Source organism: Nostoc sp. (genome assembly GCF_036917755.1).
Taxonomy (GTDB): Bacteria; Cyanobacteriota; Cyanobacteriia; order Cyanobacteriales; family Nostocaceae; genus Nostoc.
Genome location: NZ_JBALFC010000141.1, coordinates 52,753 through 67,116, shown reverse-complemented (window position 1 = coordinate 67,116; position 14,364 = coordinate 52,753). Strand labels below are relative to the sequence as shown.

General features: G+C 41.5%; 14 protein-coding genes. 6 read left to right on the top strand and 8 right to left on the bottom strand.

What is annotated here, in order from left to right; translation table 11 throughout:
• Positions 1-207: 207 nt before the first annotated feature.
• Positions 208-1,560 (bottom strand): histidine phosphatase family protein, encoded by a 1,353-nt coding sequence (locus tag V7L05_RS29560; RefSeq protein ID WP_335169506.1) that lies wholly within the window; start codon positions 1,558-1,560, stop codon positions 208-210.
• A 201-nt stretch (positions 1,561-1,761) separates the two neighbouring features.
• Positions 1,762-2,115 carry a hypothetical protein gene (locus V7L05_RS29555; protein ID WP_335169505.1) on the bottom strand — a complete coding sequence of 118 codons (354 nt, stop codon included), beginning with the start codon at positions 2,113-2,115 and terminating at the stop codon, positions 1,762-1,764.
• A gap of 591 nt (positions 2,116-2,706) precedes the next feature.
• Between V7L05_RS29555 and V7L05_RS29550 the strand changes: the two genes are divergently transcribed.
• Entirely contained in the window at positions 2,707-4,296 is a 1,590-nt protein-coding gene (locus tag V7L05_RS29550) for a DUF1565 domain-containing protein (RefSeq protein ID WP_335169503.1), read from the top strand.
• Positions 4,297-4,463: 167 nt separating this feature from the next.
• Here the strand turns inward: V7L05_RS29550 and V7L05_RS29545 are convergent, their stop codons facing one another.
• A complete protein-coding gene (locus V7L05_RS29545; RefSeq protein ID WP_335169502.1) occupies positions 4,464-5,234 on the bottom strand; it encodes a DNA-binding protein in 771 nt (256 codons plus the stop codon).
• A 210-nt stretch (positions 5,235-5,444) separates the two neighbouring features.
• Between V7L05_RS29545 and V7L05_RS29540 the strand changes: the two genes are divergently transcribed.
• Positions 5,445-7,556 (top strand): FUSC family protein, encoded by a 2,112-nt coding sequence (locus V7L05_RS29540; protein ID WP_335169501.1) that lies wholly within the window; start codon positions 5,445-5,447, stop codon positions 7,554-7,556.
• Between the two features lie 114 nt (positions 7,557-7,670).
• On the opposite strand, the gene V7L05_RS29535 is transcribed toward V7L05_RS29540, so the two are convergent.
• The 3 genes from V7L05_RS29535 to V7L05_RS29525 all read right to left on the bottom strand — a co-directional run bounded on the left by V7L05_RS29535 (position 7,671) and on the right by V7L05_RS29525 (position 9,661).
• A complete protein-coding gene (locus V7L05_RS29535) occupies positions 7,671-7,937 on the bottom strand; it encodes a hypothetical protein (RefSeq protein WP_335169499.1) in 267 nt (88 codons plus the stop codon).
• Between the two features lie 3 nt (positions 7,938-7,940).
• Positions 7,941-8,786 (bottom strand): S-formylglutathione hydrolase, encoded by an 846-nt coding sequence (fghA, locus tag V7L05_RS29530; protein WP_335169498.1) that lies wholly within the window; start codon positions 8,784-8,786, stop codon positions 7,941-7,943.
• A gap of 86 nt (positions 8,787-8,872) precedes the next feature.
• Positions 8,873-9,661: an ion transporter gene (locus V7L05_RS29525; protein ID WP_335169496.1), complete on the bottom strand. Its 789-nt coding sequence runs from the start codon at positions 9,659-9,661 to the stop codon at positions 8,873-8,875.
• 89 nt (positions 9,662-9,750) lie between these two features.
• On the opposite strand from V7L05_RS29525, the gene V7L05_RS29520 reads away from it, so the two are divergent.
• Positions 9,751-10,176, top strand: coding sequence for a nucleoside deaminase (locus V7L05_RS29520; protein ID WP_335169578.1), 426 nt, complete (start codon positions 9,751-9,753; stop codon positions 10,174-10,176).
• 245 nt (positions 10,177-10,421) lie between these two features.
• Here V7L05_RS29520 and V7L05_RS29515 read toward each other — a convergent pair whose 3' ends face one another.
• Together V7L05_RS29515 and V7L05_RS29510 are read right to left on the bottom strand one after the other, a co-directional pair.
• Positions 10,422-11,075 (bottom strand): response regulator transcription factor, encoded by a 654-nt coding sequence (locus V7L05_RS29515; protein ID WP_335169576.1) that lies wholly within the window; start codon positions 11,073-11,075, stop codon positions 10,422-10,424.
• Positions 11,075-12,346, bottom strand: a complete 1,272-nt coding sequence (locus tag V7L05_RS29510) for a sensor histidine kinase (RefSeq protein WP_335169494.1) — start codon at positions 12,344-12,346, stop codon at positions 11,075-11,077. Before V7L05_RS29510 ends, V7L05_RS29515 begins: the two co-directional genes overlap by 1 nt.
• 380 nt (positions 12,347-12,726) lie before the next feature.
• Here V7L05_RS29510 and V7L05_RS29505 point away from each other — a divergent pair, with 380 nt between their 5' ends.
• The 3 genes from V7L05_RS29505 to V7L05_RS29495 all read left to right on the top strand — a co-directional run bounded on the left by V7L05_RS29505 (position 12,727) and on the right by V7L05_RS29495 (position 14,335).
• Positions 12,727-13,242, top strand: coding sequence for a P pilus assembly/Cpx signaling pathway, periplasmic inhibitor/zinc-resistance associated protein (locus V7L05_RS29505; protein ID WP_335169492.1), 516 nt, complete (start codon positions 12,727-12,729; stop codon positions 13,240-13,242).
• 235 nt (positions 13,243-13,477) lie between these two features.
• The gene (gene sipA / locus V7L05_RS29500) at positions 13,478-13,720 is read left to right on the top strand and encodes a regulatory protein SipA (RefSeq protein ID WP_335169490.1); all 243 of its coding nucleotides are present in this window, start codon (positions 13,478-13,480) and stop codon (positions 13,718-13,720) included.
• A 57-nt stretch (positions 13,721-13,777) separates the two neighbouring features.
• On the top strand, positions 13,778-14,335 hold the full coding sequence (locus V7L05_RS29495; RefSeq protein ID WP_335169574.1) for a peroxiredoxin: 558 nt from the start codon (positions 13,778-13,780) through the stop codon (positions 14,333-14,335).
• Positions 14,336-14,364 lie beyond the last annotated feature (29 nt).

The following is a 14,364-nucleotide window of genomic DNA, read 5'->3' as shown; positions in this document are numbered from 1 at the left end:
TAGATAAGCCAGTGCGGGAACAGGGGGTTTCCCCCATGAGCGACTGGGCATCGGCGAGCCACTCTTGTTGCACCTGGCGCGGGGTTTATAACCGCCCTTTTAACCTTAAGTTGACTATGTGTTGCATCCAAACGAGAACTGCTATATTCCTCACTCCAAACTCCTAACTCCTAACTCCTAACTCCTAACTCCTAACTCCTAACTTTATTACAATGCCCCTGCTGCTGTTTTATCTAGTACGCCTCCACCTAAGTGAGCGGTGATGTTCATCGCTTGCAATACTGGTAAACCATCGATTCCAGAAGGATAGTCGATAACACTGACTGCGCCATTACCCTGGCGGAAATTCCAGAAATTTTCCAGCGATAAACCCAGAATGTGACAAAGCAATGTTTTGTTAGTAGCGTCATGAGCTACTACTAAAACAGTTTTGAATTGATTCGTTGATGCAGCTTGTACAATTGATTGCCAAGCTGCAACGCTGCGCTCCCAGACTTGTTGCAAATTTTCCCCTTCAGGCATTTGCACTTGCGCCGGTACTAGCCGCCAGCGCTGCAATTCTCCCGGAAACTCCTGCTCTATTTCGGTTTCTAATTTTCCTTCCCAAAGTCCGTGACTGATTTCTCTTAAACCATCTTGCAATTCTAATTTGACATTAGGATGTTGTTTTAAGATAATTTCTGCTGTTTCTTTAGGACGCAGCATTGTGCTACTGCAAGCATTGTCAATCGCTACTTGTTGGAGAAATTCGCCTGCTTTTTGCGACTGTTGTCTACCGTTGTCGTTGAGGGGCACATCAATTTGCCCTTGAAACCTAGTTTGGCGATTCCAGTCAGTTTCACCGTGACGCACCAGCAACAACCGTATTCCTTGATGATCTGGTCGCAATGAGGGTAGAATTTCTCCGGTGTGTTGTGTCTGATTTAAAGATTCTAGTTGGACTGGTTCGCCCAATCCCCTAGCAAAATTCAGTACGGTGATGCCACAGTTAGATTGCTGTATTGAATGGTAGCGACTTGGAGGGATAGATAGCGCTGTGCTAATCAGGGCGCGATTAATTCCGTTATGTCCAACTATGAGAATAGTTTCGCCTTGATGGTAAGACAAAATTTCTTGCCAAAATTGCCGTGCTTGTTCGTATAAAGCAAGAACGGGAAAATGTTCTCTTGTCCCTTGTGCATCATTCAGCAGCATCCGCAGTTCGTCGGGGTGTTGGTGCCAAGTGCGGTAGTCTTCGGCGAATTTCTGTTTGACTTCAGCAGTTAACAGTGCTTCCCATAAAGGCAGGTCAATTTCCAGCAGCAAATCAGAAACTTGGACTACAGCAGATTGTTCAGGATGAGTAGCTAACTCACTATGGATAATATCTGCTGTGTGTTTCGCTCGTTGCAAGGGACTGCTGTAAATTGCATTAAATAAGATATTGCTGAGGGCTTTGCCTACTTTACTAGCATCGTTACGACCTTTTTCGGTTAATGTTGACGCATCAGTGCGTCCTTGAATACGCCGCTCGGTGTTATAACCGCTTTGACCGTGGCGCACAATGATGACACGAGTCATCTCAAAGCCCTCCTCTATCTAGACGATCAATTTTACTGCAAAATGATTGCAGAATTATCGACTCAGGAAGGCGGATTTAATCAACTTAAGATTAAAAGGGCGGTTAAAAACCGCACACCAAGTAGCCTAAACGGGGGTAATCTCCGCACAGCGTCTCGTAGAGAGCGTCTTGATTCTGACTCCTGAATTCTGACTCCTGAATTATTCTCTGTCTATATCTAACTGCACTTGCAATCCATCATTCTCATTCCCCGACTGAGCCGGTGTTAAGAAAACAGAAGTGTCTGGCAGTGATAATGATTCGTTAAAGTGGATTTTGACTGGAGTTTTATTGTTCCTTCTATTATTGTTGGAGATGCTTGCTGGATTAGTTTGCTCAAAAAAGCTTTTAAAGTCATTTTGGGCTGTTCTATGATCAATTCCAACTAGAGAATCACCAGTTAATTTGTATTGTCCTCGATTTAAGCTTGATGCTGGTGACTGTGCGTATACCTGGCTTCCTAAGCTTGCAAAGGCTGCTGTAATTGCCAAGAAAGCAATAATTTTGGTGTTCATTTGTTTTATCCAAATTATCTTTAATATTGCTTGTCTTTATTTTCTGGGCAGATTATTTAAATTAACTCTATCTTAGGTTCTATTATAAATAATTGTATTGGGTATATACTCAGCTTGTCAATGATTCCTGCTGTTTCAGATGTTACCAAACTATAATTTTGGCATCTCTTTAGACAGTACGGTTGTCTGCTTCAGTTTCCAAGCGATCGCACTTAAGTTTGTTAAGATATGCCAACAAAAAATTAGGGATGTTATTAGGACAACCTACGGAAGATAAAAGTTAACATTTGTTTAAGCGATCGCGAAAATACTCATCAATATCTCTGACTTTTCACGTTGTATGGAAAAGCCCACAAAAAACCTAATCCCTTCCCAACACTCTAAGTACACGTCACAGTAAAAGGGGTTCGCAAATATTCAGACTTGATGTTGGGTAACACTAAAGTTCTACCCAACTACGAATAATTAAATTCCATACCCTTTTTGTGGTGTTCTGTACTAAGGGGGAAAAGTCAGATCCGCTAATTCATTAACCGCTACCGACTTTCATGGTTAGCGCTAGGATAGCTATGTATTTTATGAAGTATAAATATGGCTCAAACTTTTTACGTAAATCCAGTAACAGGCAGCGATACCAACGCTGGTAGCCAACAAGCCCCATTCAAAACTATTACTCAAGCCCTCAAGGTAGCTAAAGATAACACCAAGATTCAACTAGCAGATGGAAATTATAATGCTGCTAGCGGTGAAGTCTTTCCGCTAACGATCGCATCTGGTATAACAGTGGTGGGCAATGAAGCCGACAAAGGCGATCGCATTTTGATTGAAGGAAGTGGTAACTACCTGAGCCGTACTTTTGCTGGTCAGAATGTGACATTTGTGCTGCTGGATAAAGCCGAACTCCGGGGGGTCACTGTCACAAATCTGGCTAGCCGTGGTAGTGGTGTCTGGATTGAATCAACTGCCCCTACTGTTGCTAATAGCACCTTCACCAACTGTAAGCGAGAGGGAGTATTTGCTACAGGGGAGGCTAACCCAGTTATTCTAGGTAATGTGTTCAGTCAGAATGCAGCCAATGGAATTGCGATCGCTAAAAATTCTAAAGGTCAAATTGAAAATAACACCTACTTTAAAACAGGTTTTGGCATTGCTATTAGTGATACTGCATCACCTATACTTCGAGATAACAAAATTTATGAAAACCGTTCTGGAATTGTCATCTCTGGTAGTGCCCGTCCGTTATTGCGTAATAATGTTAGTGAAAATAACACTGACGATGGTCTAACTATAGTTGGAACTGCCCTACCAGATATCGGCACTACCAATAACCCAGGAGGCAATACTCTACGCAATAACGGTAAATTTGATTTGCAAAATGTCAGTTCCAATAAACTGGTTTCTGTGGGAAATAAAATAGATACGTCTAAAGTTACGGGAAACGTAGAGTTTGCAGATAGTTCGGTTCCAACACCAACGCCAACAACTTCAACACCAACAACTTCAACGCCAACAACTCCAACGCCAACAACTCCAACGCCAACAACTCCAACGCCAACAACTCCAACGCCAACAACTCCAACGCCAACAACTCCAACGCCTACCGTCGAATTAACTGATACCAGTAATCATTGGGCGGGTGGGTTTATTCGGGAATTAGTCAAATTGGGGATAGTTAATGGTTTTCCCGATCGCACATTTAAACCAGATGCGACAATGACACGGGCGCAATATGCCGCATTACTGGTAAAAGCTTTCAACCCATCGTCAAACCGCCCCGCGATCAAATTCAAAGATGTACCAGCAGACTTTTGGGCATCTAAGGTAATTCAGCAGGCATATCAAGGTTCATTTCTCTCTGGTTTTCCTGATAATAGCTTCAGCCCCAACAAAAATATTCAGCGCGTACAAGTGATTGTCTCCCTAGTGAATGGATTGAAATTATCTGGTGATAGTGCAACCGCCATCAAAACTTTCGATGATCAAGCAAAGATTCCTGAATATGCCAAGGATGAGGTAGTAAAAGCTATAGATAAGCAGATTATTGTCAATCACCCGAACCTCAAACAACTCAATCCTACCCGCGATGCTACACGCGCTGAGGTGGCTGTGATGGTATATCAAGCTTTGGTAGATGCTGATCGTGTAGCAGCGATCAACTCACCTTATATTGTGACTGCTTGATTTTTAAACTGGTTTGTTTTGCAAAATTGCATAATTATTCGTCGGGGCAATTTATGAATTGCGCCGACAAAAAGGGTTCTAAATTAGAAGCAGAGCAAATTCATACTTACAGCAGTTTTCATGTATTTGAACCACATCTGGCGTAGGGGCACAGCATTGCTGTGCCCCTACTGAGGCAAATTATTCGGGTCAATACCCTGAGATTGCAAATAAGCAATCAGTCGTTCTTTTTGCTGGCGTTCTTGTTCGGCGCGTTGGCGTTCTTGTTCGGCGCGTTGGCGTTCTTGTTCAATTTGTTCCACAGCCCACGGTAATAAATTACCAGCTTGATCCCACCAGCGCAACCAATAACCAGTGTGAGCTTCTTTTGTTCCTTGCCAAGTTCCCAAAAATAAGCCCATTACATCAATCCAATGACGACCATTTTCGTCAGGTAGCTTTAACTCATAGCGTTTATTTTCGAGTTGATAATATTCTAATAAACCGCCATCTGGTTCAAAAATTATGTAGATGGGAATCTGCAAAATTTGCTCGTAGAAAAACCATTTTCCTGGTGGATAAGTTCGCTTTACCGAATATTCTCCACCCTCAGCGTGAGATAAAAATTCGATAACGATCGCTGGGATATTTCCTTCTAAATTGGGTGTATAACTTTTGCGATTGCTCACAACTTCATTAACCGACTGCACATAAACCCAGTCGGGTGCTTTGGCAATAAATTGGCCGTTGATTGTCGCACAAAGACCAAAGTTTGAAGCGATCAACATCTGGGGTTGGATGAATCCACTGATTTCTAGGCTTTCACGCAAAGCACCAGCCAATAGTGGCTGACCTGTATTCTCCACGGGTTCATCCTCTAGTTGAAAATCCTTGGGTAAGGCTGACCAAGAGATTACCAGTTCATTTCGGGATTTGGCTTCACTGAGTTGGGTTGCCATAAACACAACATGAATTTATTTTTGATCTTATCGCTTCCAGAACGGCTATATATATAAGAATATTAAGAAAATCCAGATAAAAATTTTGTTTTGTTAACAAAAAAAATCCAGTTGAATCAAAGTAGTTTTCTCAGGTTTCTGATCCAGTCAGAGCCAGGAAAACCAGCAATATCCAACGGTTTGCGAGCTGCGTTAGCGTTGGGGGTTCCCATGCTAATTGGGCAACTCATCAACCAAAGGGAAAGCGGATTATTGCTTGGTTTAATGGCTTACTTTGTCAACTTGGCGAATATTGGTGGCCCTTACCAGATCAAAGCGAAGGCGATGGTGGCGGCTACTTTGGGAATAGCTGTTTCAATATTTGTAGGTACTCTAGTCGCAAAAGTGCCAGCGCTAACTGTGGTGCTGACATTTCTCTGGGGATTTGCTTCCGGTTTTGTGTCGCTGTACGGTAATGCTGGTGCAAATGTCGGTCTGGTGGTAGGGATATCATTTGTTTCCGCGATCGCACAGTCAGGAGACTTAGAATCTGCACTCATGCGATCGCTGCTATGTCTAATTGCTGGTGGATGGGCGATGCTACTTTCCTTAGTAATGTGGCCTTTTAGACCTTATGACCCACTACGGATAGCTTTGGCTTCTTGCTTCAGTGCGCTCGCCAACTACATTCAGGCATTTGCAGGTAAAGTAGCAACAACTGAAAATATTCTCGAAATTAGACAGGCATTAGAGACAGCACGGACTACTTTAGGTACATTACGGATTGGACAGTCGGCTCGGAGTTGGATGAATGAGCAGTTATTGGTGCTAATTCAGGATGGTGATCGCTTGCTTGGCTCAGTTATTGCCTTAACAGAATTAATAGAAACTCACTTCCAACAACAGCAATATCACACAGTCCAGCAATTAGTAGACGATGCACTCGCACAAATATCAGTCATTCTTCAAGCCATAGCGAAAGTCATATCTCGCAAGCCTGCTAGCATCGATCTCGGAAATCTCAACCGCATCTATGAGGCACTCAAGGAACAAGAAAGTCTGCAAAGAAAAGCAATTGCTGGGAGTGAGACAGACTACACAACTCTCGTTGCTCTCAGTAACTTGGTGCTGATGATCGAAAAGCTGATCAAGCAATTGCAATACACGGCTCAGACAGCTAAATCTCTGGCAGATCACAGCAAGAGAAGTCAACGTGATATAGATAGACTTCTTTTAGTTGAAGACGAACAGCGATCGCTCTTAAGTTTACTCAGAGAAAACCTCACCTTAGACTCAGCAATCTTTCGTCATGCTCTCCGCATTGGTGTGAGTCTAGCTGTAGGCGTAATATTATACAGCATTACCAATTTACCAATGGGGTATTGGGTGACACTGACAATCATGCTAGTCCTCAAACCGAACTTGGGTGCAACTTTCCAGAGGTTTTTCCAGCGAGTCGGCGGGACTATCTTGGGAGCTGTGTTAGCTGCTGTTCTACTTGCAACCATCACGAGTCAGCCTGTATTAGACACAATCATTCTGCTGACAGTATTTTTTGGCGTTTCCCTGATCCGTTTCAACTATGGGTATTCGGTGGTTTTCTTATCAATATTTGTCTTACTAATTATCGATATTGGTCATCCGATTGGTTGGCAATTTGCTGGCTTTCGGGTGTTGAATACATTAATTGGGGCGGGACTGGCTTTTGCGAGTCATTACTTTATCTGGCCAAATTGGGAACGCGATCGTTTACCCAGTCAACTCGCCACGGCACTACGAGAATGTCACAAATACTTTAGCGATGTGATGGCTGTTTACCAGGGGACAAAAGACCGTGATTCTACCATTATCAGTCAACGGCGACAAACTGGACTGGCAATTGGCAATGCCCAAGCCTCGTTCCAAGGATTGCTGCGCGAACCCCAAATGCACAAAGAATTAGTCGAACCAGTAATGACGCTGCTGGCGTACATGGGACGTTTTACTAACGCCGTGACAGTTTTAGCAGTACATCTCGAACATTTTCGAGGAACAGTGCCACTCCCGGAATTAGAAACCTTTGTCCGCCAAATTTCGCTAGTGTTAGAGCAGTTAGCTGATTCAGTACATCAGGAAATTACTCCACCGCCCTTGCCTGACTTAGAAGAAACGCTGCAAAAAATCCAACCACACCTACAAGCACTGCGTACAGCCCGTATCCAAGAACTAGCTATCAATCAAGGACATACACCGATTCGTCAGGCAGTCATTGATTACAGCATATTAGATTTGGAGATTGATCAGATTGTGCGGCGGTTGACTGCTATGCACTCAGCAATGATACGGTTAATATCAGCTAAATAAAAATAATGTTGTTGACGATCGCCAAGTGAATGGTGCGATCGCAAAAGCTATTTCGGCGATCGCACTGAAGTAATTAGGGAATATCAAGCTTTAACGACAATTGGGAATAAGTATTTAATTGCGATGCAATTCATCAGGAGAATAAGCAATTTTTTCAAGTTCACTAAATAGATTTTGATGCGGGGGAGTTATACCATTACGAAGATAAGGAATCACTTCTGCAACGATATCATCGATTGTTAGTTGTCGCTGAAGACGATTAGCTTTATGAAAAGAAGATTGAAGATAGAACTGTATTCGCTTATCAAGAGGAATATGAGAACCTAATTTTGTTTTAGGTTTTATTTTCCATACATTTTTATCAGTGATAAAGATCCACAAATATTAAACTCCATTAGCGATCGCATGGTGGCGGATATGATCTTCAATAAAACTGGCGATGAAATAATAACTGTGGTCATAGCCTTCTTGGTAACGCAAGTTTAGCGGCTGATTAACATCTGCACAAGCTTGCTCAAACACCTCTGGCAGTAATTGTTCAGCTAAAAATTTATCAGCAGTTCCTTGGTCAATCAGAATTGAACTGTGATATCCGACTTTTTTGACTAATTCACTAGCATCATAAGCACGCCAACTTTCTTGATTGTTGCCAAGATAACCACTGAAAGCCTTTTCACCCCAAGGACAACGTATCGGTGCAGCAATAGGTGCAAAAGCTGATACTGATTTGTAAAGTTCTGGGTTTCTCATCGCACAGACAAGCGCCCCGTGTCCCCCCATCGAATGACCGAAAATGCCTTGTTTGTCAGGTTGGGTGGGAAAGTTTGCGGTAATTAAAGCCGGTAATTCGTGGACGACATAAGTATACATTTGGTAGTGTTGACGCCACGGTTCTTCTGTAGCATCAACATAAAAGCCCGCACCTGTGCCAAAGTCCCAGTCATCATCCTCACCTGCAATCCCAGTATTACGCGGACTCGTATCTGGTGCGACCAATATCAAACCGTACTCAGCCGCAAAGCGTTGCACTCCCGCCTTTACCATAAAATTCTCTTCGGTGCAAGCCAATCCAGAGAGGAAATAGAGAATCGGCACAGGTTTTTGAGTTGCTTGTGGTGGTTGATAGACAGCAAAGCGCATTTCACCGTTACAGGTGGAGGAATGATGACTGTAAAAGCCGAGTTTCCCACCAAAACTTTTATATTCTGAAATGAGGTTGAGGTTAGGCATTGGTTATATAGCGTTTCCTGTGCGGCTGGCAAAGACAGATTATTTTAACCTAGATTAATATTATGCAGGTAGCGATCGCGTCTCAATCAATCCTGCAAAGCCGGTAACTTAGTCCCGCACCTTTTACAAAACCCAGCATCTACATCATGGAAAGCCAAACCACAACCTAAACAAACTGTTTCTACCTGATTAGCAGTTTTCACAACTCGCTTAATTAAATCTCCCACTTGCCAAGGAATCAGCGCAATTCCTGTAAAAATCATCGATACTGTTAGCAAGCGCCCTAATTCAGAAATTGGAATAACATCGCCAAATCCGACAGTTGTCATTGTGACAACAGAGAAATAAAATGCATCCAAAAATGTACCGTAATTTTGAGGATTAACCGGATGTTCGACTTGATAAATTAAGCCAGAGTAAATAAAAACAATTGCAAATAATGTAAATAATATTCGCGCAAAAATCATTCCATCTTCGGTACTGATACTGGCGAATAAAAATTTCCTATCTATAAATCTGATTAACCGTAAAATCCGAAACCATCGGAGTAGGCGGATAAAGCTAATATCCATCATTCCTAGAAAGAATGGCAAAATTGCTATTAAGTCAATAATCGAATAAAAGCTAAAAATATACTTAATTTTGTTTTCCGCACTCCACAGGCGGAGTGAATATTCTACCGCGAAGATGAGAACGATCGCAATATCGACTAGATTCAACTTAAACCGTACAGAATCAGGAATATTATAAGTTTCTGCCACAAAAATTCCTGATGATAGTAACACCATAACGGCAAGTGTTAAATTAATCGCTTTACCGATTGGTGTTTCCAGGTCTTTTAAGTAAAATTCTGTGTCTTGTCTGCTCAGTAACATATTCGACCATTAACTAACTCTTAATTTCCAGTTATAGCATTAGAAATAGGATATTATTAACCATGATCCTTATATTAACCTCAGCTTATATGAACCCAGAATATTTTATGAGTTTAGCATTGGCAGAAGCAAAAGAAGGCGATGCGCCTTACGGTGCTGTGATTGTTAAAAATAACGAAATCATGGCCATAGCTCATAATACTGTGAGCAGAGACAACGATCCATCAGCCCATGCGGAAATTAACGTCATTCGTAGTTTAACAGCCAAACTGAAAAACCCTTCTTTAGAAGGTTATAGCATATATACAACTGGCGAACCTTGCCCGATGTGTGCAACTGCTTGTGTTTGGAGTGGTTTATCAGAAATTGTATATGGTGCTTCAATTCCAGATTTAATCTCGGTAAATCAATCACAAATTAATATATCTTGCGAAGAAGTGATCGCTAAATCATTTAGAAACATTAAAGTCACAAAAGGCGTTTTAAAAAATGAATGTTTGGAGTTATTTAAATAAGCAACGCACTGGCTACTCTACGTGAAAAACAAGATCCCCGACTTCTTTAAAGAAGTCGGGGATCTGCGAGTTACAAATCTCACAAATAAAATAGGATTGCTATATATAGCGGTTCTCGCTTGAGTGAGGTACAAGAACCCCACCCCCAACCCCCTCCCCGCTCTTCGAGAGGGGGCTAAAATGTACCTCATATGATTAGGAAACGCTATAGGTCAAAATTACGAATTACGAATTATTTAACTTAGCTAATTCAAATAGGATAAATATGTATTTGCCCAAATTGCAGCTTGAGTGCGATCGCGCAAATTTAACCTGTTTAAAATGTTTGTAACATGATTTTTTACCGTCCCCTCAGAAATGTAGAGTTGGTGAGCAATTTCTCGGTTACTAGCGCCTGTAGCAATTAACTGCAAAACCTCTTTTTCTCTAGGAGTAAGTTCAGCTAAACTAGATGGTACAGGCAGTGATTGGGTTGGTGTCGGATGAGAAAACTGAGTCAACAGTTTTTTAACTATACCTGGGCCTAGTTGAGTATATCCTTTATGAACAGCACGAATAGCAACAGCTAATTCTTCTGATGGTGTATCTTTCAATAAATAACCCATTGCCCCATTTTGCAACGCTGCTGACACATATTCATCATCATCAAAAGTCGTCAATACTAAAATCTTCGTTTTGGCAAAACGTTTTTGAATCTCCCGCGTGGCTGCAACTCCATCCATAATCGGCATTCTGATATCCAACAATATTACATCTGGCTGTAATTGAGCAACTAAATTAATCGCTTGTTCACCGTTTTCTGCTTCTCCCACTATCTCTATATCTGGTTCTAGTTCCAATAAAGCTTTTAACCCTTGACGAATTAAACTTTGGTCATCTACCAGCAACACTTTAATCATCATGTCAACCTCGTTAAGGGAATATTAACTGTAATTTTGCAACCAGAACCAGGAGCGCTATTAATATTAAACTCACCTCCTGTTGCTAAGGTGCGATCGCGCATACTATGAAGTCCAAAACCAGTAGTATTTTGCCCTAAATCAAAACCTCTACCATTATCCTGAATTATCAATCGTAAATTTCCTCTAGTCGTAGTCAGTTCTAGTTTAATCTCTGTTGCATCTGCATATTTAGATATATTTGTCAATGATTCTTGAGTAATTCGGTAAATAGCGGTATTGATTTCAGGTGGGAGAGAATATTCTAGGTTGATTTGATAAATTGGTAAAATGCCATTGGAGCGATGAAAATTTTCTGAAAGACTAGCGATCGCATGTTCTAAAGATTGATCTTGTAAAGGATTAGAACGCATAGTAGAAACAGATTGGCGGACATCTTTTAGCGCTTTTGAACCTAATTCTTTTGCGGTTGCTAGAAATGTTTCAGCCCTAATTGGGTTAGATTGCCATAGTTTTAAAGCCGTTTCTAATTGCAGATTTAAAGCAGTTAGAGAGTGTCCTAATGAATCATGAATTTCACGAGCAATCCGGTTACGTTCTTCCAAAGTAGCTTGATTTTCAATTCGCAGGGCATATTGACGGAGTTTTTCGTTAGCGATCGCTAACTTTTCTCGACTGTGCCGTTCCGACAATACTGCATTCATCATCAACAACACAAAAACTAAACTTAAGCCAAATGTCAGCGACCAATTCAAGCTAAAAAAACGAGATCGCTCTTGTGCTTGTGCTTGTGGTGATGCTTGAAAATTGAAAAGCTGGTATTTTAGCTGTGTAGTAACTAAAAATAAGGTAAATGATAAAGTTGTAATGAATAAACGCCCAGGTAACTTAAAAATTAGGCAACTGCGAGTAACTAAAATTATGTAGAGAACGGGGAAAAGGCGAGCAAATCTCTCACCAAAAAGTCCAGTTGTTAAAATCAATAAAATTTCAATGGCTGTGTAGATTACCTTAGTTATCTGGTTACTGCTGGGTAATCTTAAGCCCATTAACGCAAAAATAATCAGACTATAAATTGACAGTTGTGGCAATATGCTACAAACTGATAAGTCTGGAAATACACCACAAATTGATAGTTCTGGAGGCTTAGGACGAAATTGCCGTAACGGAGGTGGTATAACTGCCGTCAATGCAGTAATCGCTAGTAGTGTCCATTCCAGATAAAGCAGAGACGGAAAAGGATGTTTTTTAATTTGAATTGGACGACTCATTAGTTGCTTTGCTCCAGTTATGAATTAGAGAGACGCGATTAATCGTCTCTGTACAAAAGTTCCGAATATTTGAGCGGTAGCTTCTGCCGTTTAAACTTTTCGCTGAGTGAGTAATTAAGAGTAAATGCAGGATATAAAAAAAATTAACAACTCAGATAGGATTGCTATATAAATCAATCATAATAAAAATCTTCGTCATTCCAAACTCCTAACTCTAACTCTTAACTCCTCACTCTTAACTACTTATTGTCAATCATCTTTGTCAAAATTCAATCATGACTAAAGTCATGGGTAAAACCATGACTTTCTCCTCATGTGACTGCTGAAGATAAGTCCTTATGATAGTGGCATCCAACCAGGAAAAACCCACGAGACAAGTAATGAAACTCAAAGCATTATCGCTAGTTGCTGGAGCAATCGCCTTAACTTTAACTGCAACCTCCTTTGCTGTTAACGCCCAAACAGCCTCTCCTTCACCCGTGCTACTTGCACAAAATCCACAAGGAGGCCCTTGGAAAAACTTGGGTCTAACAGGTATACAAAAAGCCCAAATTAAGACAATTCACGAAAATACCTGGAAGCAAATTGAAGATAACGTTTTCACCCCAGACCAAAAAACACAGTTCGAGTCAGCGAAACAAGCGCGTCGGGCTGAGTGGCAAGCGCGTAAGGCTCAGGGGCAAACAGGTCAACAGCAACCAGGTCAAGGTCAGCATCGTCATCATCGTGGCGGAAAAGGTGATTTTGCTAAGTTAAATCTGAGTGATGCACAGAAAGAGCAAATAAAAGCACTTCGGAAGTCAGAGAAAGAACAGATTAAAGCAGTCTTGACCCCCGCGCAACAGCAACAAATACAGCAATGGCATCAAAATCGTCAACAAAGCAATCCCGGATAATCCCCAATCTTCCAAAAAATACTTAATAAGTCTGAGGTGGACACTGCTACCCATCTCATCCCAAGATAGGCATTGTTTTCCATACTAAAAAATTAATAGACTTCTTGCAGAAGATGCGGAAAGGGGAAAAACTTCATCCCCTTTCCCTTTCCCTATTTATTCCCATGCCCAATTTAGTAGACTTTCAAGCTAGTTATGAGTTATGAGTTAATTCAAAACTCCTAGCTTGATTAAGATGTCCAAAGAATTCGCAATTGGTAGTAAAGTCTGTGTCGTGGCACTACCAGCTTACGTCAAAACTGCTGAACCTATGCCCATGCTGCGCCCACCCGATGTAATTCATATTGGCGAAGAGGGTATAGTTATTGACCGTAGACCCGGTGGATATTGGGGTATTCGCTTCGCTAGGGGAGCCTTTCTCCTAGATAGCCAATACATCGAAAGCACAGATATTCCTCCCGAATCTCATTTAGAGTGAGATTAGTAGTAACCAAGAATTATAAACTTGTGTAGAGTTGTGATTCTGGTTTGCACCATGATTTCCCGCCGCACTTTTTTAAGCATATTATTTGCCAGCTGTATTTCTGTGATCGGCTGGCTGAATTTTACCCCTGCTGCTGATGCTCTTGGTGGTAAACTTCCTGCAATTAATCAACCCGCACCAGAGTTTACTTTGCCAACCAACACAGGTGATGGCAAAATTTCCCTCTCTGACTTGCGCGGTAAGTGGCTAGTCCTCTACTTTTATCCTAAAGACTTCACCTCTGGTTGTACTATAGAGGCTCGTCGTTTTCAGCAAGACTTACCCCAATACCTCGAAAAAAACGCCCAGATTATTGGCGTCAGTGCTGATGATATTGATTCTCACGCCAAATTTTGTGATTCAGAGGGACTAAAATTTCCCCTGTTGGCTGATACTGATGGTTCAGTGAGTAAAACTTACGGTTCGTGGCTCGGCTTTTTATCTATGCGTCACAGTTTTATCATCGATCCTCATGGCGTCTTGCGTGAGACTTTTGTCAAAGTCAACCCAACTATTCACAGTTCAGAAGTGCTGGCACGACTAGAAAAATTACAGTCCACAGCTTCTTAGACCTCAATTAACTAGGAAATACTAATTGT

Bases quoted from the DNA above. Each gene is read 5' to 3' on its own strand.
- V7L05_RS29560 (WP_335169506.1), bottom strand. From the start codon at position 1,560: ATGACTCGTGTCATCATTGTGCGCCACGGTCAAAGCGGTTATAACACC.
- V7L05_RS29555 (WP_335169505.1), bottom strand. From the start codon at position 2,115: ATGAACACCAAAATTATTGCTTTCTTGGCAATTACAGCAGCCTTTGCA.
- V7L05_RS29550 (WP_335169503.1), top strand. From the start codon at position 2,707: ATGGCTCAAACTTTTTACGTAAATCCAGTAACAGGCAGCGATACCAAC.
- V7L05_RS29545 (WP_335169502.1), bottom strand. From the start codon at position 5,234: ATGGCAACCCAACTCAGTGAAGCCAAATCCCGAAATGAACTGGTAATC.
- V7L05_RS29540 (WP_335169501.1), top strand. From the start codon at position 5,445: ATGCTAATTGGGCAACTCATCAACCAAAGGGAAAGCGGATTATTGCTT.
- fghA (WP_335169498.1), bottom strand. From the start codon at position 8,786: ATGCCTAACCTCAACCTCATTTCAGAATATAAAAGTTTTGGTGGGAAA.
- V7L05_RS29525 (WP_335169496.1), bottom strand. From the start codon at position 9,661: ATGTTACTGAGCAGACAAGACACAGAATTTTACTTAAAAGACCTGGAA.
- V7L05_RS29520 (WP_335169578.1), top strand. From the start codon at position 9,751: ATGAACCCAGAATATTTTATGAGTTTAGCATTGGCAGAAGCAAAAGAA.
- V7L05_RS29515 (WP_335169576.1), bottom strand. From the start codon at position 11,075: ATGATTAAAGTGTTGCTGGTAGATGACCAAAGTTTAATTCGTCAAGGG.
- V7L05_RS29510 (WP_335169494.1), bottom strand. From the start codon at position 12,346: ATGAGTCGTCCAATTCAAATTAAAAAACATCCTTTTCCGTCTCTGCTT.
- V7L05_RS29505 (WP_335169492.1), top strand. From the start codon at position 12,727: ATGAAACTCAAAGCATTATCGCTAGTTGCTGGAGCAATCGCCTTAACT.
- sipA (WP_335169490.1), top strand. From the start codon at position 13,478: ATGTCCAAAGAATTCGCAATTGGTAGTAAAGTCTGTGTCGTGGCACTA.
- V7L05_RS29495 (WP_335169574.1), top strand. From the start codon at position 13,778: ATGATTTCCCGCCGCACTTTTTTAAGCATATTATTTGCCAGCTGTATT.